The 24,764-nt window shown below is 45.4% G+C and carries 10 protein-coding genes and 2 pseudogenes; 2 read left to right on the top strand and 10 right to left on the bottom strand.

Features of this window, described 5'->3' with window-relative positions:
- Window positions 1-23 precede the first annotated feature (23 nt).
- The gene (locus H1A11_RS12525) at window positions 24-3,281 is read left to right on the top strand and encodes a S41 family peptidase (protein ID WP_181757289.1); all 3,258 of its coding nucleotides are present in this window, start codon (window positions 24-26) and stop codon (window positions 3,279-3,281) included.
- A 1,487-nt stretch (window positions 3,282-4,768) separates the two neighbouring features.
- Here the strand turns inward: H1A11_RS12525 and H1A11_RS19190 are convergent.
- From H1A11_RS19190 to H1A11_RS12500, 5 genes and pseudogenes are all read right to left on the bottom strand, one after another.
- A pseudogene (locus H1A11_RS19190) lies at window positions 4,769-5,641 on the bottom strand (DUF4886 domain-containing protein); the annotation flags it as partial.
- Window positions 5,642-7,110: 1,469 nt separating this feature from the next.
- Window positions 7,111-8,220 (bottom strand): annotated as a pseudogene (locus tag H1A11_RS19185) (glycoside hydrolase family 105 protein); the annotation flags it as partial.
- 124 nt (window positions 8,221-8,344) lie between these two features.
- Window positions 8,345-9,961 (bottom strand): RagB/SusD family nutrient uptake outer membrane protein, encoded by a 1,617-nt coding sequence (locus H1A11_RS12510; protein ID WP_138344924.1) that lies wholly within the window; start codon window positions 9,959-9,961, stop codon window positions 8,345-8,347.
- A gap of 21 nt (window positions 9,962-9,982) precedes the next feature.
- Complete coding sequence (locus H1A11_RS12505) at window positions 9,983-13,222, bottom strand: TonB-dependent receptor (protein ID WP_138344926.1); 3,240 nt, start codon at window positions 13,220-13,222, stop codon at window positions 9,983-9,985.
- 101 nt (window positions 13,223-13,323) lie between these two features.
- Window positions 13,324-14,343, bottom strand: a complete 1,020-nt coding sequence (locus tag H1A11_RS12500) for a FecR family protein (RefSeq protein WP_119961268.1) — start codon at window positions 14,341-14,343, stop codon at window positions 13,324-13,326.
- Window positions 14,344-14,496: 153 nt separating this feature from the next.
- Here H1A11_RS12500 and H1A11_RS12495 point away from each other — a divergent pair, with 153 nt between their 5' ends.
- A complete protein-coding gene (locus tag H1A11_RS12495) occupies window positions 14,497-15,045 on the top strand; it encodes an RNA polymerase sigma-70 factor (RefSeq protein WP_119961204.1) in 549 nt (182 codons plus the stop codon).
- Between the two features lie 70 nt (window positions 15,046-15,115).
- Here the strand turns inward: H1A11_RS12495 and H1A11_RS12490 are convergent, their stop codons facing one another.
- The 5 genes from H1A11_RS12490 to H1A11_RS12470 all read right to left on the bottom strand — a co-directional run bounded on the left by H1A11_RS12490 (window position 15,116) and on the right by H1A11_RS12470 (window position 24,762).
- On the bottom strand, window positions 15,116-17,326 hold the full coding sequence (locus H1A11_RS12490; RefSeq protein ID WP_181757287.1) for a glycoside hydrolase family 3 N-terminal domain-containing protein: 2,211 nt from the start codon (window positions 17,324-17,326) through the stop codon (window positions 15,116-15,118).
- Between the two features lie 106 nt (window positions 17,327-17,432).
- Window positions 17,433-18,203, bottom strand: coding sequence for a hypothetical protein (locus tag H1A11_RS12485; protein ID WP_138344928.1), 771 nt, complete (start codon window positions 18,201-18,203; stop codon window positions 17,433-17,435).
- Between the two features lie 11 nt (window positions 18,204-18,214).
- Entirely contained in the window at window positions 18,215-20,935 is a 2,721-nt protein-coding gene (locus H1A11_RS12480; protein ID WP_138344930.1) for a sugar-binding domain-containing protein, read from the bottom strand.
- Window positions 20,932-22,728 carry a glycoside hydrolase family 2 protein gene (locus H1A11_RS12475; RefSeq protein WP_131225434.1) on the bottom strand — a complete coding sequence of 599 codons (1,797 nt, stop codon included), beginning with the start codon at window positions 22,726-22,728 and terminating at the stop codon, window positions 20,932-20,934. The genes H1A11_RS12480 and H1A11_RS12475 overlap by 4 nt, the downstream gene beginning before the upstream one ends.
- Before the next feature lie 39 nt (window positions 22,729-22,767).
- Window positions 22,768-24,762, bottom strand: a complete 1,995-nt coding sequence (locus H1A11_RS12470) for a glycoside hydrolase family 97 protein (protein WP_181757286.1) — start codon at window positions 24,760-24,762, stop codon at window positions 22,768-22,770.
- Window positions 24,763-24,764: the final 2 nt, after the last annotated feature.

The raw sequence follows: 24,764 nt of genomic DNA, 5'->3' as shown, positions 1-24,764 counted from the left end.
TTTATCCCCCAAAAAGAATCATTATGAAAAAACTACTATTAGGTATTGCTGCCGCTTGCCTGGCAGGTTTTACTTTTGCGCAAGATGCTCCGCTCTGGATGCGTCATAGTGTTATCTCTCCCGATGGGACCACCATTGCTTTTACGTATAAGGGAGATATTTATACGGTGCCGGTTACCGGTGGACGTGCCATGCAGATAACTACCAATCCTGCATATGATACGGATCCGGTATGGAGTCCGGACAGTAAGCAGGTTGCTTTTGCTTCGGACCGTATGGGAAGCCTGGACGTCTACATTGTGTCCAAAGACGGAGGCGAACCACGACGGCTGACTACCCACTCGGGAAGCGAAACACCGCTTGCTTTTACAGATGCCGGACATATCCTGTTCTCTGCAGGCATCATGCCGTCTGCCGAGGCTGTTGTCTTTCCCTCTAACGGGCAGTTCAACCAGGTCTATCGAGTATCAGTGGAGGGAGGGCGTCCGACGATGATTTCGTCCATGCCTATGGAGTGCATCTCCATCAATAAGGAGGGAGCGATGTTGTATCAGGATAAGAAAGGTTACGAGGACTACTGGCGTAAACATCACGTATCGCCCATTGCCCGGGACATCTGGATGTATACTCCGGGAAAAGAACCGCAGTACCGCCAACTGACTACTTTCGGAGGAGAAGACCGTGAACCGGTTTGGGCTCCTGATGGAAAAACATTCTACTATCTGAGTGAGGAAAACGGCTCTTTCAATATCTACCGACGTACTCCCGGAGATGCGAAGGCCGTGCAGTTGACGCACTATACCAAAAATCCGGTACGTTATCTCAGTGCCGCTACGGACGGAAGGTTGTGCTATGGATTTGATGGTGAGATTTATACCCTGCTTCCCGGTGGAGAAGCGCAAAAGGTGAACATCTGCATTGTTTCCGACAGAAACGACAAGGATATTATCCGCCAGATTAAGAGTAGTGGCGCCACGGAAATGGCAGTGTCTCCGGATGGTAAGGAAGTGGCTTTCGTTTTGCGTGGCGATATCTACGTCACTTCAGTGGAATATAAGACTACGAAGCAGATAACGAATACTCCCTATCAGGAACGCACTGTAGACTTTGCCCCCGATGGCCGGACACTGGTTTATGCTTCCGAACGTGGCGGGCTTTGGCAACTTTACACTTCGACGATTGTGCGTAAGGATGAAAAGCTGTTTACCTATGCTACAGAGCTGAAGGAAGAACGCCTGACGAATTCGGATGTCGCTTCTTTCCAACCCCAATATAGCCCTAACGGCAAAGAGATTGCCTTTCTCGAAAACCGTAGCGCCATCCGTGTCATCAATCTGAAGACGAAGGCTGTACGTACCGTTATGGATGGCAAGTACCAATACTCTTATTCGGACGGTGACCAGTGGTTCCAATGGAGTCCGGACAGCAAATGGATTCTTTCGGACTATATCGGTGTAGGTGGATGGAACAACAAAGATGTTGTGCTGCTGAATGCCGATGGCAAGGGTGAAATGGTGAACCTGACCGAAAGCGGGTACAACGATGGCAATGCCAAGTGGGTATTGGACGGCAAAGCCATGATTTGGACCAGTGACCGTGCGGGGTATCGCAGCCACGGCAGTTGGGGAGCCGAAGACGATACTTATATCATGTTCTTTGATGCTGAAGCATACGACCGTTTCTTGATGAACAAGGAAGAAACCGCTTTGCTTGAGGAAGCGGAGAAGGCAGAGAAAGAAAAAGCCGGAAAGAAAGACGAAAAGGATGCCAAGAAGAAAAAAGAGGATGCCGACAAAGATAAGGAGAAAAAGGTAGAACCGTTGAAGTTCGATCTTGCAAACCGCTTTGACCGTATTGTACGCCTGACCGTCAATTCCTCGCATATGGCAGATGCCATGCTTTCTGCTAAAGGGGATAAACTCTATTATCTGTCTGTTTTTGAGGATGGGTACGATCTTTGGGAGCACAACCTGAAAGAGAATGTTACAAAAGTTCTTTTGAAGAAAGTAGGTGCAGGCGCTTTGCAGCCAGATAAGGAAGGGAAGAATATCTTCCTTTGTGCCCGCGACGGAATGAAGAAGATAGAGATTGAAGGCAGCAAGATTTCTCCAATTGAATTTGAGGCTTTCTTCGATTACCGTCCTTACGGTGAGCGTGAATATATCTTCGACCACATCTGGCAGCAGGTAAATGATAAGTTCTATGTGGCAGACTTGCAAGGTACGGACTGGAATGGATACAAAGAAACTTATAAGCGCTTCTTGCCTTATATCAACAATAACTACGATTTTGTGGAAATGCTGAGTGAGATGCTGGGTGAATTGAACGGTTCTCATACGGGAGCGCGTTATTATGCTTCGGGCGCAGCACTTCCTACGGCAGCTTTGGGAGTGTTCTATGATGAAGCTTATGCGGGCGATGGACTGAAGATTAAAGAAATTATAGCTCAAAGTCCATTGACGAAGAAAAAGACGGATGTCAAACCGGGGTGTATTATCGAAAAAGTGGATGGTGTTGCCATTAAGGCAGGTGCCGATTATTTCCCGTTACTCGAAGGTAAGGCAGGGCGCAAGGTGATTCTCTCTGTTTATGATCCTGCTACCGGCAAGCGGTTTGAAGAAACCTTGAAGCCCATATCTTACGGTGCCCAGAATGAGCTATTGTATAAGCGCTGGGTGGAAAACTGTCGCAAGAAGGTGGATGAATATTCCGGCGGGCGCATTGCTTATATTCACATCAAAGGTATGGATAGTCCGAGCTTCCGTAAGATTTACTCCGATTTGTTGAGCGAAAGCAGTCGTAAGAAAGAGGCTGTTGTGGTGGATACCCGCCATAACGGAGGCGGATGGCTGCACGAACAAGTAGCGACGTTACTTAGCGGCAAGGAGTATGAACGCTTTGTGCCGCGCGGCCAGTACATCGGCAGCGATCCTTTTGATAGATGGCTGAAACCTTCGTGTATGTTGGTTTGCGAGGATAATTACAGCAATGCCCACGGTACTCCTTTTGTGTACAAGACGTTGGGTATCGGTAAGCTGATAGGTGCTCCAGTGGCAGGAACCATGACTGCTGTCTGGTGGGAAAGCCAGATTGATCCAAGTATTGTATTCGGTATTCCGCAGGTAGGTTGTGTGGATATGCAGGGTAACTATCTGGAGAACCGGACTTTACAGCCGGACATCTTGGTTTATAATGTGCCGGAAGCTGTTTTGAAGGGAGAAGATGCACAGCTGAAAGCGGCGGTGGACCACTTGCTGAAGGGGTTGCAACAGAAGAGATGAGTTGTTAAAGCGTTGATTTTTATATAGAACTCAGATTATTTAACGTGAGTCCGACGAATTCAGACGCTCTGTTGATTCGTCGGATTCATGTTTTTTAAAGTTTTCTCACGTCAGTGTTCTATCTGCAAGAGTGTATGACTAAGTCCCTATGTAAAGGAAACAAAGTCCCGGACTATTGTATGCTGGGTTTCGTTATCCTGTCCGGGCGCTCATTTCTTTATTCCTGGTGACTCATATCTCTCCGAATGTCCTGAAGGGGAAGTTTCTTATTTGCCTTTGAACCATTTATCAGCGAACCAGATGTATTGTTCCCAATCATAAACCGTAATGTCATGGATTCCGGTGCGGATATGGTAGGCAATGCTTCCATCTCGGACGGGGGTATCTGTAGCAGGCATCTCTGTAGACTCTAATCCTTTCTTGCCAAAAAGCTCATATACGGGAGTGGCATATACTCCGGATAGGAATTCGCCTTTGGGGTCGGCCCAGCGGTCTTCGGTTGCACTGGCTATGTAGACCGGACGGGGAGCTTGCAGGGCAATGAGCTCGTGTTGGTCGAACGGTAAATTTTCCTCCTTATCATTGTATTTCCAGAAGTTGCGGCAGAACCAATGCGTGAATTGCCGGTTGACGGCACGGACTGTTTCGCCAAAGGCACGGCGGGAGAGCGCTGCACCTCCGCAACCGGAACAGTTGGAAATGATTAGGGAGAAACGTGGATCTGTAGCACCGGCCCATAATGCAGCTTTGCCATGTCGGGAATGACCGAAGACAGCCACTTTGGATGCATCTATCTCTTTGTCCGTCTCAAAATAGTCCATGGCACAACTCATGGCCCATGCCCATGCTGCAATGGTTCCCCATTCGTTATCGGCAGGGCGGCGTTGTCCCTTTTTGTAGAACAAAGGATGAACTCCGTTTTTAAAGGCGTCATCGAAATCAGGATCGATGTCTCCCCGGTAAATAGTGGCAAGCGCATAGCCGTTCTTCATAATCGTTTCTATGGGCCAGCGTGCCGAGGCGATACCTCTTTCGGGGAGCTTCCTCCATCTGAACTCTTTTTGTTTTTCAAGTGTAGGATATGATATGCCGGGGTCGGTGCTGATGGTGTGGTTACCTTTGAAGTTGAGTCCGAAGAACAACGGTACGGTTCCCGCACGTTGGTTGGGAATGTACATGAGTATGTTGAAATACTTTTTGTTGTCCTTTGTAAGATAGACATTGACTTCTTTTCGAGTAGCCAGTCCTCCAAGTGCATGGCTGTCTTCCGTCAATACTTCGAAATGCATGTCCTTAGGATGTTTGGGAGCCTTACCGAACATCTCTGTTTCAAAGAGTCGCAATAGTTCGGGACGGCGTTTCTTCGTCCATTGTTCTGCTGTTGTTACCGGTTTTCCGTTTTCCAGTGTCAACGCATCAGGCAAGGTGTATTCGGGAACATTCACTTCATTGTAATTGGCTTTGGCGGCCGGCTGCTTCAGGTCGACCAGATGGGTGACCTTGTCCGGACAAAGTATGGCTGCGTGTGCTGCTGTCTGGGCTACTTCCTTCTCGTCATAGTTCATGCCTTTGGGGGAGTAGGGGGCTCCTATGACATTTTGGCCGGTCAAAGCTTCGAACCAGGTACAAGCGGCGGTATATCTGCCTATTTTCAGGTCCAGATGATAGCCATCCCTATTCATGTGGTCGCTTATAAAGGTGGTGCGGGCATTCTGGATGGCAGTGCCGGAGGGGATGATTTTTTTGATGCCCACCAATCCGGCTGCTTCCTTAACGGCATTGACAATATCGGTGTACATTTTCATCTGACTTGAATTGTAGTTCTTGAATCCCGAATGAGTGCTGTTGCCGGCATAGGCCCAAGTTTGATGCATCATTAAAACTGTCTTTTTACTGACCCGTGGTTTGACATAATCCACCAGTTCAGGGAGGGACGCTTTGTATGTTTCGTAAATGCCTGATACCGGACTTGCTTGTTGCAGGCTTACATAGTCCCATGGTTCGTCGGCAAGGGCTTTCTCAATGGTCATTTCTCGGATTTCTACCCTTTCCCCATTTTTGTCTACTTTGCGGTAGGCGTAGGCCGGTGTATTGTTGCGTATATTTTTTACATGCCGTTCCAATGAACATCCTCCGATATACATGTTGCCGATAATCATGATATAACCTTCGGACTTTCCCAGTTCGTGCAGATATTGTTCCACTGCATCTTGTGAGAAACTGTTGCCTATGGCCAGCACTCTAAGAGTGTCTGCGTCAGTTGCTTTTGCCTGCAATCCTCCGGGGGAGGCAAGCAGCAGGGCAAGCAGCAGGAGGAGCCTTGCCGATAATCTTGAAACATGAAAGTCGTTTCTTTTCATCATACCTTTGTGTGTTTTTAATGTATTTACTTTATAGTTACTTCTGCCAGTTTCAGCCAACCGGAGTTTGTGTAAGTACCTTTGGCAGAGATATTCAGTCCTTTTATATTACTGCCATTGCCTTTGGTCGTATCTACCAAAGCCACTGCCCAAGTATAGTTGCCTTTCTTGACTCCCTTGATTTTAGGAGTAAACTCATAAGAAGTGGGATGGTCTTTAATCCAGACCGACAAATCGGTATTGCTGTCCAGATAGGAGTAGGCTATCTGATTGTCTTGATTCAATAAGGCAAAGGCTACTTTGTATTTCTGATTCCATTGTGGTATATTGGTAGGACAGTATCCCCAGCCTAAATTGTTCCAACGATGTGCTATTCTTATTCTTGTCCCGTTCTTTATCTCTTTGGGAACCACAATGGAATCGGGATACAAACGATAACCTCCTTCGGAGATGAAACGCTCAACCAGAGGATAGGCATCACGGAACCAACTCATGGTTTCGTCTCCTACACGGAAATCCATCATATTGACATGAGCTTCCTGGCCGTCTTCAAATTCTCCTATACGAACTTCTTTGGCTGTTTTGTAACCGCTCGGGTCATTGTGGTAAGGGTGTTTGCTTACAATCCAGCCACCTTCCAGCAATACCGGACGCTTCATAATCCAAGGCTTTACATAATTCCGTTCCCACTGGCCGTAATACTCTCTCATTCCGAAAGCATCATGGCGTAAAGAAAAACCTTTCTCACAAGCACTGTCCAACAGACGTTTGCTGTCGGGATCAAAATTCTCTTCACCGGCCCAGTCTTTACCTGCACCCATCCAACGGTGGTAGTTGATGACTAAAGGCACCTTCGTGAAATTCTTGAGATACAGGTCAATGATCCAGTTGAATACAGTTTCACGGTTTTTAGGGTCGATGTACTTCATGGTGTGTGCCTCGCCCCACTTGCCAAGGCCGTAGCCATCTATAAATTCTACCAAGTCGGGATTATTGTACTTCTGGGCAAACGCTTCTATGAATTTTGCATATTTCTCCTGAAAGATAGGGTCATCGGGATAGGGAGAACGTTTCCCGTTATCAGTATAGTATTTGGCTCCTGCATCGAATACATAAGCCGGAGTAGCTTCGTTCTTTCTGTCACGACTATCGACTATCACGCGGAAAGAAAGACGCATGCCTCTGTCGAGTGCACCTTGAATTACTTTTTTCAACTTTTCATCCGTGTCCCATCCGTAGACTCCTTCGGCAGGATTGAATGTACTCCAATGAGTACGGATATAGAGTGTACGAGCATAATCGGAAATCTTCACGGTCGTTCCTTTTTCCGGTACATAGATATGGTCGTATTTCTTCCAGAAGTCATCGCTTACATTCTCGTTTGCATAGATTACCCAGCCACTCAAAGGATTTCCCTGCATGGTTTTCTTGTCCGGCCAGATTTTTATGTAATCGGCTTCCGTATCTACAGCCATCTTGTAAATCTGGCATCCTGCTGCAAGAAAAGCGCCGACACCGTAAACTTCTGTCATGTCACGGGTGACTTTACGAGGATCGGCACCGATCGGTTGTACCCAGCCAAGTTTGCCGTTTGCATCTACAGCATTAGTCAACGCTTTCCATCCTTTTATAATGACTGGCATAAAGTCATCTTCGTCCAAGATACCTGCATTCACACCATATGCCAGTGCATATACAAAGAAACCGGTAGAACTGGTTTCGGGAGAAGGGTAGGAAGCCGGGTCCAAAAGGCTGGCATGCCAATAACCGTCTTCGTTCTGCAATCCGGCAATACGGGTACATAACCGGACAAACAGTTCTTCGTAATAAGCGCGTTCCATCAAGCCTTTGGGCAACTCCTGCAATACTTCTGCCAATCCGGCCAGTACCCAGGCATTTCCACGTCCCCAGAACACCTTTCTGCCATTGGCTTCTTTTTTGCCGAAATAATGCCAGTCTCGGTAGAAAAGGTTCTCTTCCTTATCGAATAGATATTCGTAGGTAGCCCGGTATTCATTGTCCATGAATTGGAGGTATTTCCGGTTGTTGGTTTCGCGGTATAGCTTGGCATAAACCGGGGGGGCCATGAACAAGGCGTCACACCAGGTCCAGCGTTCCAGGGTTTTGTTGTCACCGTACTCCAGTTTGAATGTACCGTTGGATGGATGGTTGACGATCCATTCCGTACGTGCCAGGGTAGGAGCTAGTATTTCCTCTTTTTTATATTTACGGTATAAATCAATGAATGATTGGGAAACGGTTATATCGTCTGCATGGTACAATCGCTGATGGGGTTGCCAGCAGTTCCGTCTTCCTATTTTATAGAGCCATTGATAGTAGGTGCTGTCATTGTACTCCTCTTCTGCCAGTTTTGCCCAATCTGCCATACCTACATAAAGTGCTCCATTGGTCCAGTCCAGGTCGTGGTGTTCGTGGGCAGTGTTAGGATTGGAAATTTGCCAGTCCGCCACTTGCTTCATTTTCTCTTTTACTTCCTTTTTGCTGAATGGCACTTGTGCCATGATTGCCATACTGATAAACAGAAAGGCTGTTGCTGTTAATTGTCTGTGTATCTTCATGATTGTTTGTTGATAAAATTAAGGGAATTGCCTTTGTTCTCAACGGACGCGGACAATTCCCTTTATGAGAATCTTGAAAACTATCTTTTTACCTTTATTCGTGTTTTATTTTGTCTTTGTGCTGTTAATATCCTTCGTTTTGCGGGAATTCTGCTCCCGTATTTGAATCGATTATGCTCTGAGGAATCGGCCATAATGTATGGTAATCACGCATAACGGGACCCGATTCTGTATTGTATTTGCGGGTACGCTCCAATAATTTGCCGGTACGGCATAAGGTAAAGCGGCGTGATTCTTCACCTACCAACTCGCGGATACGTTCGTCCAGCAAGAAGTCCATGGTCATTTCACTGTCTGTAATCTCAGGAGCATGTGCGCGACGGCGTACTACATTGATTGCTTCGCGGGCACCTGAAATATCCTTCAAACCCAACCTTGCCTCGCAGAGTAAGAGATAAGTTTCGGACAAACGGAACTTCATGCGGTCACGGTAGGAACCGGTCAAAGAAAGGTTTTCGGAACGGCCATAGAAGAATTTTGTCAGAGCCGGATAAAGACGGAAGGTGGTAAACCATGTTTCGTCTGTAATCGTGGCTTTTTTACCATAAAGGTCGGGCATGTTCTCGTTGTTGTAATACCAGTTACGTTTGATGTTGTATTCGGAATTACGAATGTCTTCTTCATCAAAGAAACCGGTATCTTCTCCAATCCACCATTTCATTGGTACCAATTGCGACAAGCCGCGGCCACCCAGTGAGTCTGCCAAAACAAAACCGGTAATTTCGAAGTATTTGGGTTCCCAGGCACGGCGTGTCCAGTCATCGGAATTTGTACCGCCACCAGTAGTGTTATATTCAAACTGCATGACCCAAATGCTTTCCATATTGCCGGATGTGCGATTTTGATTGTTTTCAACGAATAGGTCGGAGAACACATCGCCGTTTGCTTTTGCCTTTTCACCGAAGCGGTCTTCCATCAAGTGGAAATATCCGCTGTTGATGACATTTTCTGCAGCTGTTTCAGCCTTTGCATAATCACCTTGCATTAAGTAAACCTCACTTAACAAGTGTTCTGCCGCCCATTTGGTTAGCTTGCCAACTTTTACGGCATCAGGGTCGGTAGGCAGGTTCTCGACAGCAAACTGAAGGTCTTCTACCATGTGGGCAATAACCTCTTCCTTCGGTGTACGGGTAAAATCAATTCTGAACTGATCTTGAATCTTGTCCACATAAGGAACGTCTCCATACAGATAAACCAACGTACGGTATGCATAAGCACGGAAAAAACGTGATTCTGCTTGATAGAGCGCCTTGTCTGTGCTATTATCCCAGTTCGTGTTTATTTCAGAGTATTTCAACATCTCATTGGCTCCTGCAATCAGACTGTAGGCCCAATTCCAGTAGGAGCCTACAATACCGGTATTGGGAGTTAATGTCAAATAACCGAACGGTTGGATAGAACCGTCTTTGGTACCCATGGTAGCAAGGTCAGTGGCAATTTGTAATGCTTCGTAAGGGCAAGCGGCATTATGCATGAAGGCTCCGTTTTCACCCCAAGTGTTATATTCAGAACGTGCTTGGGCATAAAGTCCGGTGGAACCTACCTCGAAACCATAGGAACTTGTATATGTGTTATCCGGGGCCAGTTCACTTTTCAGTTTCTCATCCAGAAAGTCAGAGCAACCGGTAGCAGACAGAGCTACTAACAGAGCTAGAGTTGCTTTTGATATATAATTTTTCATTGTATATATATTTAAGTAAGTTTAGAATGATAAGTTCAGTCCAAGTACGTAGGAACGTGCAGTCGGGTAAGAGGCAAACCAACTGTTGTCATAGTTCAATACGCTGCGTATATCACAGAATGTATAAGGATTTTCCACGCTGATATTGACTCCCAAACCACTCAGCCCCAATTTCTTTACTAAATTCTTTTCAAAATTGTATCCTAAAGTGATATTTTTTATTTGGATGTATGTAAAGTTTTTGTAATAGCTGTGTCCGTCGAAGTTGTTATATACCGGAGAAGCATATTTGGCATTGGTATGTTCCGGCGTCCAGTAATCGGCATTATGCAGATAGTTGTATAAATTGTAACTCCAACTTCCGATATTGGCTTCATTCAGCTCACGTGTAACCTTGAATGTTCCGTTCAGTAAAAATGACAGATAGAAATTTTTGTAGGTTAGAGTATTGCTCATAGACATCAGGAAGCTTGGATTCTTTGAACCGATGATGACTTTATCGTTGGAATCAATGTAACCGTTTCCGTCTGCATCTTTCACTTTGGCAGAGCCTGGCTTGGCACCTTTTTGGATTTCTTTTTCGGTACCGTCTGCTGTAGTATAGGTGAATTTGTCACCTTCCTGCCAGATACCGTCAACGTCATAGTCGTAGTAAACTCGCAAAGGTTTGCCGATGAACCACTTATTGGTGATATCATCTTTTTTGTCACCACGCAGGTCTACAATCTTGTCACGGTTTAGTGAGAAGATGATTCCGGTGCTCCATTCGAAATTCTTATTGCGTATGTTGACAGTGTTTAAAGTGAATTCAACACCTTTGTTACGTGTTTTACCCACATTATCCCAAATAGTTTTATAACCGTTCATGATAGGAACAGTACGCTTCATCAGCAAGTCTTTTGTGTTGGCGACATACATTTCAATGTTACCGTTGATGCGGCCGTTAAAGAATGAATAGTCAATACCGACGTTGAATGTTCGGGTTGTTTCCCATTTCAGATTCGGATTTCCAATGCCGTCATTGGCTAGATAAGCACCATTGACACCTGCTCCACCGTCACCCCAGATATAGTTTGTGAGATGTAGACGGTCCAGCGTCTGATAGGGGCTGATGGCTTGGTTACCGTTGGAACCATAAGATACGCGGAGCTTCAGTTGGTCCAACCAGTTTTGGGTATTTTCCATAAAGCTTTCGGAAGCAATGTTCCATGCAGTAGCCACTGACGGGAAGAATGCATACTTATTGTTTGCACCGAAGGCAGAATAACCATCGGAACGTCCGGTTAGGGTCAGCATATATTTTCCGGCATATGAATAATTCAGACGAAGCATATAAGATAACATGGAGGTTTCTGATAAACTGGACTTTACAGTCTTATTTTTCTCACCTGCATTGATATTATGATAGCTGGAGTCATCGTTTACAAAACTTTCGGCACTTGAATTGGAAGTTTTCTTCTGAGTCTGTTGTACACTGAACAAACCTGTAGCGTCGAAACGGTGCTTGCCAAATTCACGATTATACTTGAGCAAGTTTTCCCAAGTGTAATCCCAGTAGTGCTCATTATTGATGCTGGCTTTTCCGCTGGCTGTTCTACCGTCTTTGGTGTCACGGCCATAGTATGTGCCGGTAAAGTTGCTACGGTAGTTGTAACCAAAGGTTGTACGGGCTGAAAGACCTTTTACCGGCAACAGAATGTCAGCATAGGTGTTGATGAAGAAGTTACGTCTTGTTTGATCTTGATCGGCATTGACATTGGCCATCGGGTTAATAATCAAGGATTGGTCCATAGGTTCTTCATAATACTTGCCGTTTTCATCTTTGTAGATACCATAAGGACTCTGTTTTACAGCATGTTCAATATTCGGGGTTATACCACCGCCATCTCTTTGAATAAATTGGGTCTGTATACCGATAGTCAGCCATTTGTTTAATACTTGTGTGACATTCAAATTAATATTGTAACGTTTCATGGCAGAGTTATAGACTACACCTTCTTGATCCAGATAGGAAACTGCCCCCATGTAAGTGGTACTTTCAGTACCTCCGGAAATGCCTACCTGATGTTCCATGGTAAATGCATTGCGGAAAATATAGTCCTGCCAGTCGTTTGTAACGCCTTTCTTGTAATTTATAAGTTCGCTGGCACTCAGAATATTCTCAGGAGCCAATTGGTCACCACTCCATCCATCTTTCAGGCGTGCAATGTCTTGTTTAAATGTGATGTATTCGTCTGGAGTCATCACATCAATAGTCTGTTGGGGTTGCGACATTCTGAACTGCCCTTTGTATGTAACTTGGGGTGCACCTTTCTTGCCTTTCTTTGATTGAATCAAGATAACACCATTGGAACCGCGTGAGCCGTAGATAGCTGCTGCGGAAGCATCTTTTAAGACACTAAGGCTTTCGATGATGTTTGGGTCAATATCACTCAAAGAACCATTGTAAGGAATACCGTCCAATACGATGAGCGGTGCATTGTCGGCACTTAATGAGTTTTCACCACGTACACGGAGGGTTTGGTCTGCTCCTGGTTTCGCATCACCAGTAGTTACGCTTAAGCCCGGGATTTGTCCTGCGAGACGGTCCATTAAGTTACTGCTATTTATCATGTTCAGCTTCTTCTGGTCTACTGATACCAGACCTCCAGTCAGGTCGGACTTACGTTGTGTACCATAGCCGATTACCACGACTTCTGCCAGTGTTTTACTGTCTTCCACTAACTTTACGGTACTGTTTCTACCAGCTTTTACAGTCTGTGTCACATAACCGATATAGGAAATTTTGAGATTACTCCCTGCCGGTGCGTTGATCGTGTATTTTCCGTCAAGATCTGTGATGACACCAGTATTGGTTCCTTCCACCATGACATTTGCTCCGATAATTGGTTCACCACTTTCGTCAATTACTGTACCAGAGATGTTCTGTGGTTGCCCGGATATTGCCTTGTTATTCTTTCCGGTATATAAAATAATGTGTGTTGCGTCGATTTCAAATTTAACATTGGTCCCTTTCAATAAGGCTGCTATTGTCTTATTAATAGTTGCATTCTTAACATTTAGGCTGACTTTCTGTTTGATGTCTATTTGCTGCGATTCATAGAAGAAAGTGTATCCGCTTTGCTTTTCCACTTTTGGCATAGCCTCTGATAATGGGATGTTTGTGAACTTCAGTGTGATCAGTTTCTCTTTCTTTTGTGCAGAAACTGGGGCACATAGAAGTACTAGTATAAGAATGATGAGTTGTTTTCTTATATCCATAATTGTCTTAAATTTAAAGATTAATGTAGGTGTTTACTTTTCGTTAATTATTAAATAACGTGCATTTCTCATTTGTTTGGCATAAGTTTTTTGTTACTGTTTCATTTTACTTTTTGTTTTGTGTCTGCAAACGAAATTGTCAATTCATTCTCTTCGTTAAAGGTATATTTCATAGGTTGGATGCGTGACATGATACGGAGTATTTCGTCCAGCGGTTCGCTACGCAACGTAAACGTATAGAAATATTTATTGGATAATGTAGGATCCACGTCTATCTTTACCCGATACCATTTAGAAAGCAGTTTGCAAATGTCTCCCAATGAACGGTTTCTGAATACGAGTTGTGTATTTGCCCACGAAGAGGCAAAATGTACATCATCTTTTTCTACCTTAAGTGTCAGGGTTTTCCGATTAAAAGTAGCTGTTTCGCCTGGTTTGAGGAAACGGTTCTCTGTCTCGGTTTCCAAAGAGACGGACCCTTCTACCAAACTCACTACTGTATTTTCCGAACCGGGGAATGCATCGACATTGAATTTGGTTCCGTGAACTACGATACGCATACCTTCTGTCTGCACGATAAAAGGTTTGTCAGCATCGTGTGCTACATCGAAGTAAGCTTCACCAGTTACATTTACGATACGCTCATCCTTATTCATTTGTGATTCGTATTGCAAAGAGGTCTCTGTATGCATCCATACTTCGCTTCCGTCAGGAAGGAGAACCTTAGACTTACCCGACAAATTAGAGTATAACTGCGGCATGGCTTCAAGCTGTCCGTTAAGGAATCCTATGTAGAATGAGCAACCGATGGCAACAGCTATACATGCTGCTACTGCGTAGCGGTATATCCGTTTCAGCTCGAAGCGTTTCTTTGCAGGTTTTTCAGTCTGCTTAGGCTCGCTGGCGTGCATACGGTTGACAAGTTCATTCCAATAATATTCGGTATTGGGCGTATAGTTTTCTACATTTGCCTGAATTTTTTCCCATAACAGTTGTAATTCCTTGAATAACGCTTCGTTGTTACTGCTGCGTAACCAAGTCTCCAATTGCCGCTCTTCGTCTGCGGAAATTTCCTGTTTCAACTTAGGAATGATTAAATTCCAAGGAACACTTTTTTTCATGATCATGATGTTTTTATAGGCCTTCACTTATATGACACATCACTTGAGTTTAACCCTTATTCCAATTCCAATTATTTTTTTAATAAATTTCGAGGAACGAATAATATTAGTATCTTTGCCGCTCAAGAAGCCCTTATCTAATATAACTTCGATATGCCTGCAGAAGATGATATCCTATTGTTACAGTTAATCAAACAAGATGACGAGAAGGCTTTCAAGCACCTTTTCGATACTTATTTTGTTTCACTCTGCCGCTTCATGTCCCTTTATCTGAGAGACAAGCAGGAGATAGAAGAACTGGCCCTTTCCATTTTTATGAATTTATGGGAGGGTAGGGCCGACTTGACTCTTAAAATCTCATTCAAGGCTTATCTTTTCCAGTCTGCACGCAATCGTTGCCTGAATGCTTTACGCGATGAAAAGGATACGGTTCCCATCGAGGGAGGAGAAGAATATGGATATGCTCTTGCGGCTGATACTTCGGTGGAGATGGAAGAACTTAATCGATTGATTGAAGAAGCTGTTTGTTCCCTTCCGAACAAATGTGGGCAGGTTTATCGCAAAAGTAGGGAAGAAGGGAAGACTAATCAAGAAATTGCCGGGGAAATGGGTATTTCTGTCAAGACGGTGGAGGCCCAAATAACCAAAGCCTTGAAGCATATCAAGAAATTTTTAGGAGAACAGTATACTTATTTGTTCTAAAAATAGAAATTGCAGGCCATCTGTCTTTTAGAATGATGAAAGGAGGATGGCCTACAATATAAAAAGAAGATTAATCTATAACCGTGAATTTTACTTTCTGGTCTTTCACTATTACATAATATTCTCCATTTTCAAGGAAATGTTCACCATTGGCATTTACAAAACCAAGATCACGTATCGGGTCTATTTCAAAGCGGAATATATGTGTTTCACCTGCTTTAATTAGTTGCTTTTCGAAGTGCTTCAACTCTTTGCATGGACGGGTAATCGTGCTAAATGGGTCTGAGATAAACCAATGCACCACTTCTGCACCGTCACGTTTGCCTACATTGGTGACTGGGATTTCCATTACCAACTTTTCACCGCGTCTGATGGTTTCTTTGGGCAAGTTGATATTACCATAATTAAAGGTGGTATAACTCAAGCCGTATCCGAATTCATACAGTGGGGAAGAGGGGATGTCTTGATATTTGCCACTTTGTGGACGGGCTGTTTTGCGCTGATTGTAATAGATTGGAATCTGTCCGGTGGAACGTGGAAAAGTAATGGAAAGCTTGCCCGAAGGATTTACCCGGCCGGACAAGACACCTGCCAATGGTTTACCGCCAGGTACTCCCGGTTGCCACATTTCAACGATGGCGTCACAGAGAGGTTCCACCTTAGAGAGTCCCAAAGGACGTCCGTTAGCCAGTACCAGAACAATCGGTTTGCTTGCTTTCTTCATTTCAGCAATGAATTCCTCTTGAATGGTAGGCAGTTCTATGATGGAACGCGATGCGTTTTCGCCACTCCACTTTTTCTTTTCACCCATGCAGAGTAGAATGACATCTGCTTTCTGGGCTACAGCCAGTGCCTCACTGAATTTGGAAGTGTCGTTACCGTCGAAACCACAACCCTCGGTATAAATCAGTTTGGCCTTGCCTGCAAATTCTGCATCCAGCGCCTTTTTGATGGGGAGGACATCTTCTGCATGTCCATGTCCATACCATGACCCCAGGAGCTCGGCACTGTTTTGTACCAGAGGCCCCATGACGGCGATAGTTGGCTTGTTTCCATTTGCCAGAGGGAGTACCTTGTTTTCATTCTTCAGTAGAACAATGGTCTCCTCTGCCAGTTTCTCTGCAATAGCCAGGCTTTGTGGAAGGAGGAAGCGCTCTTTTTCTGTAGATGTCGGGGTGTAGGGATTGTCAAAAAGTCCAAGGCGGAATTTGATACGGAGCACGCGTTTCACTGCATCGTCCACCAGTTGCATGCTTATTTTACCTTCTTCCACCAGCTTTGCCATATGCCTGTCATAGCAATGCCCCATCATGTCCATTTCCAGGCCGGCGTTGAAAGCTAGACGGGCAGCTTCTTTGCGGTCGGCAGCATGGCCCTGGTCAATAAGTTGCGGTACTGCAGACCAGTCTGAAACAACAAAGCCGTCGTGTTTCCAACGGTTCTTCAGAATTTCTGTCATCGTGTAATGGTTGGCGCTTCCGGGAGTACCGCTGATGTCATTGAATGAACTCATTAAAGTAGCGGCACCGGCTTTTACGCCAGCTTCATAGGGAGGAATATAGGTGTCCCACAGAGTCTGATTGGAGATTTCCGTATAAACATAGTCACGTCCTGCTTCAGAAGCGCCGTATCCGATATAATGTTTAAGGCAGGCGGCTACTCGCTTGCTGTCGGACATGTCTTCACCTTGGTATCCTTTGATAGATGCGACACCGAATACAGCATTGGTATAAGGGTCTTCGCCATAGCCCTCTGCAACACGTCCCCAGCGTCCGTCTCTTGCCACGTCAATCATAGGGGAAAAAGTCCAGTCTACCCCGGACATGCGTGCTTCCTGGGCGGCAACGGCACATGCTTGTTCTACCAATTGGGGATTCCAAGAACATGCTTGTCCCAAAGAGATGGGATAAATGGTACGGAACCCGTGGATGACGTCGTATCCGAAAAGGATGGGGATACCCAGACGTGATTCTTCCATTGCTTTTCTCTGAGCCTCGTTACGCAGATTGGCATCTTCATCAAAATAAATGAGGGAGCCTAGTGTGGCAGGAATTTTTTTTACTTCCTCACCACGATTGTTCTCGTTGTTATTCCGCCCCAAAGTGTACTGGTTGAGTTGTTGTACCTTTTCTTCCAGTGTCATTCTGCTGACCAGGTCATTCACACGCTCCTCAATGGGAGCTTTGGCATCTTTGTAGATGGGTTGCTTTTTGTTTGCAGCCATTGCTCCGGCCAGGCAACCACTTAAAAGGAGGCAACTGATAAATGTTAGTTTCTTCATGATATATATAATTATGCTATTCTCATTAAATAAGACACGTTTTTCGGAATCTGCTCCTACATAAAGGTCGTTTTTTTAAGGAATATAAACAAGTACATGCAAGAGCTTATTTGAAAATAGGCTTATCGGTTAGTGTCATGGAAGCTTGTTCGTTATTTTTTAGTTCAAATACCACTATTTCATTATTACCTGCTATCAGAGCACCGGTAGGTATCTCCAGGGTCTTTTCTGCATTTTCTTCCCAGTAGGCACCCAAGTATTGCCCGTTTATCCAGACTTCTCCCATTCCCCAGCCGGATACGTCAAGAAAGGTCTCTTGTGCCGGGTTGCTTACTGTGACACAACCTTTACGGAAGCAAGGGATGGAGGAGGTACCTTCTTTGAAAGTTATTCCGGCCACATCGCATTCCTTAATTTCCAATGGGGTCATCTTCCAGCCTTCTAAATCTGTCTTTCCCAATGTTATGCTGCCGTAGATACCTTTTGAATTGTCCAGAATTTCAGGACCATAGGTTATACGTCCGATATTTTCAGTATAGATACTAAGTTTGTGTATGCCTATCGGTAGATTGGTTTTCAGGCTTTTACTGCTATCTTTTAAATATCCTTGCAGTTTGCCGTCTGCATAGACCACAGCATAATCCCGTACGTTTTCAATAGTTAGTGTGGGATTCTCCTCTTCCACATCAACGGTTGTCTCATAAAGGGCATAGCCAAAATCCATATCCAGTTCATTCATGGGCAGTAAGGCATCATCTTCTACTGTTTCTCCATAAACTTGTTCCAATGGAGCTGTTTGTGACATTTTTATCTCTTGTGCTGCTGCCGGTCCGACCGGCAGCAACAAAAGAACCCAAAGCAAGAATAATTTCATCATATTTCCTTTATTTATTTCTTTAAGAATGATTCAATGTAGGACTCATCAACGGTAATTTGCGGAGCGAATTTGTCACTCTTTACGTAGCGGTCAATGCTTTCCAGCAATTGCTGGGTGGCAGGACGTTCGTTGATGTTTTTCTGGGTATCTACGGCCAGTACCAGTAAACTGCCTTTCTTCACTTTTGCTTCGAAACCAATACCGAGCTTTTCATTATTGTCGTAATGGTCTATTACTTGTATGAAAGGCCGCAGTGCTGCCGGAGCATCCTTCATCTCAATAACCTTGGCATTTTCCAGAATGTCCCACCACTGCCAGTCAGTATGGTAGGAAGTTATGAAATGCTCGAATATAGGCTGGTCGTCATGAATCAGACAGCCAATGGTCATAGGAGGCCATTTGAACATTATCGGATTCCAGAAGTGATTGTGGAACACTGATTTACGACCTTTTACTTTGGAAGGTTTGGGGCAGAGTACCACTTTCTTGCCATCGGCAAGGTGTTGTTTTGCTTTTTCATCGAATACTGTGGTGTAGAGCACTTCACTAGTGGACTGCATTAAGTTGCTATGACGGGGATATACCCAGATATCCCAGCTGTTTTTTACGTGTGCAACAGAAAGATGGACCGTCAGCTTCTGTGGTTCAGTGATATTGTTCAATGCATAACTGAAACTGCCAAGTGGAAATACCCCGTTCTTTCCGACAGTTTGTGTTTTCAGTTTTCCGCTCTTAAGGGTTTTACCGTTGCTGTCGGTGATACTCCAATTGATTTTTGCGTTTTTCAATAGGGCAGGTCCATAATTGTATATTTCCGCTTTTCCTTCAAATACTTCATCATTGTAAAGTGCGCGTTTGTCGAAACGGAGCAACGCAACAGTCGGTGCACAGAACTCGCGCCACTTTTCCGGTGTGATGAGCCCTTTGGTATTCCAGAAAGGATCGAGAATGCCTACCGGTGCATATCCTTGTCCGGTAAAATCATTCAGAGACAGTAATTGGAAACCGCCTTTCAGATAAGTGCGCAACTGGGCTTCTATGACATCCTTGTACTCTATGGCGGTCAAGGCTCCAGAAGCACGGAAGAAGTCATGTGCTTGGTCGAGCATGTGGTTTTTGTCCAGCAGTTCACGGAATATCTCGAAATTACGCGCTTGTACGGGGCCGGTGAAGTTCTTTATTTCCTCGAAATTGGGATAGATGCACCGCTGTCCGGATTCATGCGAGATGATGGGCAGGCCTACTCCCAGTTCCTTGTTTTTGTCCCAGTTTGTATAAGGACGTCCTTCGTAGATGGCCATGTGTCCTTTGGTAGTCTGATGGGTAATGTAGAACTGGTCTGATTTGACACGTGTGCGGGCTGTGGAACCGCTGTATAGACGGCGGTTATCCAACTGGCGGGCCGTGGCGGTAAGCTCTTCTATGAAACTGAAATCGCCGGTAATTTCGTTTCCGTTACAGTAGAGAATGAAGGAAGGGTGATTCCCATATTCTTTCAAGATACCCCGCAGCTCGCGACGGAAGAAATTCCAGCGCTTCTCATCGGGTTGGGCATCTTTACCCCACATCGGCATTTCCACCTCTAGATAGACACCCAGCTTGTCTGCCATACGGAACGCAGCGGCAGGAGGACACCAGGAGTGGAAGCGCATATGGTTCATACCATATTCTTTCAGGATACGGAGTACACGTTCCCAAGAGGCATCGTCCACAGGAGCATAGCCGGTCTTGGGGAACACTGCGTTTTCAACGGTACCGCGCAGGTGTATGGGTTCGCCATTAAGGATGATATGGTCCTCACCGGCCTCTACTTCGCGCATACCGAAAGTTGTGCTTTTCTCATGCGCATAGGATTGGCCCTCTACACTGGAAGTCAGCTTACAGTCCAACGTATAAAGATTGGGATGGAACTCATTCCACAAATGGATATCCTTGCCCAAAAACATTTCTTCCTCGATATAAGTAATGGAATCGGTCACTGTTACTGGTACTTCCTTTTGTAGTCTATAGTCCTTTCCTGTCACGTGGAAGGATATTTTGCCGCTGGCGGTATGTTCTGTACAGTTGCGGACAGTCATTTTGACTTTGATGCTTTTGTTCTTGATGTCCGGATAGACCTGCATGTCATCTACATAGACCGGGTCTACAGCTACCAGTTTAATTTCGCCCAATACTCCGTTCCAGTTTATTTGGGTAAATTCGGAGTGGGCATGGTCCCATTTATGGGTATCGTACTGGTAGCGGTTGTCTATGCAGAAAGTTATCAGTTCTTTTTTGCCTGGATGTAGCCATTGGGTCAGTTCGTGGTTGTGGGGAATACTGATGTAGTCTATTTTACTCACTTCTTCTTTGCCTACATATACCGAACTGAGCCAGTGTGTACGTTCAAAATAGAGGAAAATGCGTTTGCCTTTCCATGCCGCAGGAATCTCTATTTCCCGCTGGTACCATGCGGGGCCCATATATTCGTAGACACGGGTCAGCCTATCCAGGTGGCGGTAAGGAGATTTGTAGCCTATTTTATAGTCATCTGTAATTCCCGGCAGAACGATGCTTTCCTGCAGGCGATGGCAGTAACGTACGTCCAGTGAACCTCTCCGGAAGTCCATGACATCTGTCTGGAATGCCCATTCACCGGACAAGTCCATTTCATTCTTTTCTTGGGCATGCCCGCTCCAGACCATAGAGGTCAGGAGGAGGGCAGCCATGTAGTGTTTTATTTTGTGTTTCATTGTTCTGTTTTCTTTTGGTTATAGTAATCACGCATGATGTACCATGCTTTTTTGCGTTGTCCCTGGTCGGAAACCAGTCCTTTACGGTTCCATTCCCCTCCCTGGTGTGGATGGAAACGGAAGGGAGAACGGAAATCAAAAAGAATCCACGGCGATGTTCCGCGCAGGTTGGGGATATGCTTGAACATTTCCAGATTGTCCTTGTAGAGTTGTGCCTGATAATCCTCACTCCAAGAACTCTTGACTTCCGCGTCGCCATGTTTGCCATAGAGCGCTTCGCCTCCGAACTCGGAAATGAAAAGAGGTTTGCCGGGAGCTACATTCCAGACAGCCTGGTCCGGAGCCAGTGGCCAGTCATGATACCATCCCATATATTTGTTGATGGCTACCATGTCCAGGATGTTGATAATGGAGTCATTCATCTCAAAGTTCCGGCTTTCGCGGTTGAAGCGTACCAAATCGAAGGCGGCCGTAATCAGACGGGTTGAGTCGATGTCCAGGCAACATTGTTTCATGTGTTTCAGAAATTCATTGCGCGGGGCGGAAGTGGCTGTTTCATTGGCAATCCCCCAAAAGGTAACGGAACAACGGTTTTTGTCGCGCATCACCATCTCTTTAATCATTCTGCCTGCTTTCTCACGGGTAGCGGTATTCTTGAAGTCAATCCCTTGCCAGATAGGTATCTCTTCCCATAAAAGGAATCCCATTCTTTCTGCCAGGCGGACAGTATATTCATTTTGTGGATAATGTGCCAGACGAATCATGTTGGCACCCAGCTCTTTGGCTTCGGATAACAGCATTGTTGCGTCCGCTTCTGAGAAGGCACGCCCGCGGCGTTGCGGAATTTCCTCGTGGAAGCTGATACTGCGCAGGAAGATGGGCCGGTCGTTCAGATAGATATCTTCGCCTTTTACATAAAGGTTACGGAAACCAATTTGCTCGTTGAGCCGGTCACTTTCCGAAGTGATGGTTACATCATACAGCTTTGGAGCATCCGGTGACCAACGTTGCAGTTTTTTGGTTTTGATAGTGGCCTGGGCAATTCCGTTGGCATCGGTAGTCATGTTCTGTCTGATGCCCAATTCGGGGATGGCGACTTGCACGTTGATGCCAGGCTTTGCTTCGGATAAGGTTACTTTGGCACGAATCAGGTTGGATTGTACCTTGTCCAACTGGATGAAATGGTCTTTGATGTAGCTTTGTGGAACGCTTACCAACATTACATCGCGTGTGATGCCGCCGTAATTCCACCAGTCAAAGGACATGGCAGGGATGGCATCCGTGGTGCGGGTATTGTTGACTTTCACCACCAGGAAGTTGTCCTTTTGCTTTACCTTATCTGTGATTTCCACCTGGAAGGGAGTGAATCCACCTTCATGGCTGGCTATTTTTTCCCCGTTCAGATATATTTTGCTACGGTAACTTACCGCACCGAAATAGAGAAACAAACGTTTGCCGTCAGTCTTTGGGGTATCGAAAGAGCGTCCGTACCATACAGTCCCTTCATAAAATTTCAATTCGGGCATTTGTGAATTGAAATCGGCAGGTACATTCAGGACCAAACCTCCGTCGAAAGAGTATTCATAAAATTGCTTGTTGTCTTGAGGTTTTCTGTTTTTGTACACCTGCATCCTTTCCCCTTGGTCATAAAGGTCTACAATGGCTCCCCACTTCCCATTCAGTAGCCGGTAGTCGCGTCCGTAAACATTGGACAATAAGTCTTGTGCTTGTGACTTGCCTCCCAGTACAGACACTGCGAGCAAACAAGTAATCATTAGTCTTTTAATTTTCATAAATCGTATGTATCAGTTAACGTTTAAAAAGCCTATGAATTATTCTTTGTATATTTTCAATGCGCATCCGCCTCCTTGTGCCATTTTGACGGTCAGTTTACGGGATGCAGGAATGTCTGTGACGGTCTTTTGGTAGTCGGAAGCCAGGCGGTTGGCATTCACTCCGTCATGAAACATTTCCGCTTTCCATCTGCCTGTACCGAGGAAAGAAAGGTCCAGTGTCAGAGTACGTGCATCCCAATTGGTCAGGGAGCCGACATACCAGACATCTCCTTTCCTGCGCGCCATTGTAATGTATTTTCCAATTTCTCCGTTCATGGCTACTGTTTGTTCCCAAACGGTAGGGATGGTAGCGATGAATTCCGTGCATTCTTCTTCACGGTCGTAATTGGTGGGACTGTCGCACAACATGTTCAATGGTGATTCAAATACTACATATTCAGCTAATTGGCGGCAACGGGTTCCCTGGCTCATTGGGGTATCCATTGAGGAGTGGTAACACCGTTTGTTGGCATTGTGCATGGCGCCTTGTGTATAGTCCACCGGTCCGGCCAGCATACGGATGAATGGCATGGTGACATCGTAGGTTACCTGGTCGGTATGGATGTCACTCCACTTCATCTGTTCCAGCCCGTGAACGGCTTCATAGTTGATGACATTGGGATAAGTGCGGTTCAGCCCGGTAGGTTTGTACGTGCCGTGAAAGTCTACCATCAACTTATATTTAGCGGCAATTTCGGCAGCCCGGTAGTGGAAGTCTACCATTTCCTGGTCATCCCTGTCCATAAAGTCAATCTTGAATCCCTTGATGCCCATTTCGGAATAGTGCCTGCATACATGTTCCATGTCGCGGGCAAAGGCATGGTAGCCTGCCCAAAGGATGAGTCCTACATTCTTTTGCCTGGCATAGGACGTGAGTTTCTTTAAATCTATTTCCGGTACAACCTGAAAGAGGTCAGCCTCGAGGTTGACAGCCCAGCCTTCATCTAGAATCACATACTCGATGCCATGCCGGGAGGCGAAGTCGATATAGTGCATGTATGTTTCATTGTTTATTCCAGCTTCGAAATCCACGCCTTTAATTCCCCAATGGTTCCACCATTCCCAGGCCACTTTGCCCGGACGTATCCATGAGATGTCTTTCATGCGTGATGGAGCAGCCAGCTTATAAACCATATCGTTATCTGCCAGCTCCTTGTCATTTCTTGCCACAACAATGATGCGCCAGGGTAGTTTGGCTTTCGGCTGGCAGGAAGCAATGTAGTTTTCACGCTCTGTGACCAATATTTGCAGTTGGTTATGCCCGCCTTGTTTTTTTGTTTTGGGGACGGCGGCAAAAGCGGAAGTGAGTGTTGTTCCCCCGTTCCTGTTGATGAGGAACATGCCCGGATAGCTCTCCACGTCGGATTCGGCAATACAAAGTTTACGGCCGTTTTCCTGCTCTATTACTACGGGGGTAAACATCAGTCTTTGGGGGTTCAGTCCGGATAGCTCTATATGTGTATAGGTGTTTTCAAAAGAGTTGGAGAACTGGGCCTCTATTGGTTGTTTATCGCCATCTTTTACATAAGGGACAATCGATTTGTAGTCCTTGTTGAAGTTGAAGGCGGCTTCTTCGTTTGTAACTTTGAACGGTCTGTTTCCGGTCGCTGCGAACCGGTATGCCATTCCTTCATTGTACATTCTGAAAATGAGGTTGAAATGTTCCCGGAAACTTAACGTCATTTCATTATAGACATCCTTTACTTCACTGCGTTTGTAGAAAGGAGAGGGAATCACCTCATTTGCCTGGCGATGACTGACTCTCTTAAGATGGGAGCCGTTACCCCAGACTGTCCCATTATCCAGATGTACTGATAAGGGAGAGGGGGCTACCAATGTATGCCCTTCTTCCGTCAGCTCGTAAGTGATCCGGTCACCTATATATAAGGTAACCTCCAACTTGCCGTCCGGTGAGTTCAGACGATATTCCTTTTGTCCGAACATGTTCGGGATGATGAAAAGCAGTGTTGTAATAAAAAAAAGTATTCTCATGA

Source organism: Bacteroides sp. CACC 737 (assembly GCF_013874375.1).
Lineage (GTDB): Bacteria > Bacteroidota > Bacteroidia > Bacteroidales > Bacteroidaceae > Bacteroides > Bacteroides uniformis.
Note: the sequence above shows the minus strand (reverse complement) of the source record. Positions and strands in the feature narration are given on the sequence as shown.

Bases quoted from the DNA above. Each gene is read 5' to 3' on its own strand.
- H1A11_RS12525 (WP_181757289.1), top strand. From the start codon at position 24: ATGAAAAAACTACTATTAGGTATTGCTGCCGCTTGCCTGGCAGGTTTT.
- H1A11_RS12510 (WP_138344924.1), bottom strand. From the start codon at position 9,961: ATGAAAAATTATATATCAAAAGCAACTCTAGCTCTGTTAGTAGCTCTG.
- H1A11_RS12505 (WP_138344926.1), bottom strand. From the start codon at position 13,222: ATGGATATAAGAAAACAACTCATCATTCTTATACTAGTACTTCTATGT.
- H1A11_RS12500 (WP_119961268.1), bottom strand. From the start codon at position 14,343: ATGAAAAAAAGTGTTCCTTGGAATTTAATCATTCCTAAGTTGAAACAG.
- H1A11_RS12495 (WP_119961204.1), top strand. From the start codon at position 14,497: ATGCCTGCAGAAGATGATATCCTATTGTTACAGTTAATCAAACAAGAT.
- H1A11_RS12490 (WP_181757287.1), bottom strand. From the start codon at position 17,326: ATGAAGAAACTAACATTTATCAGTTGCCTCCTTTTAAGTGGTTGCCTG.
- H1A11_RS12485 (WP_138344928.1), bottom strand. From the start codon at position 18,203: ATGATGAAATTATTCTTGCTTTGGGTTCTTTTGTTGCTGCCGGTCGGA.
- H1A11_RS12480 (WP_138344930.1), bottom strand. From the start codon at position 20,935: ATGAAACACAAAATAAAACACTACATGGCTGCCCTCCTCCTGACCTCT.
- H1A11_RS12475 (WP_131225434.1), bottom strand. From the start codon at position 22,728: ATGAAAATTAAAAGACTAATGATTACTTGTTTGCTCGCAGTGTCTGTA.
- H1A11_RS12470 (WP_181757286.1), bottom strand. From the start codon at position 24,762: ATGAGAATACTTTTTTTTATTACAACACTGCTTTTCATCATCCCGAAC.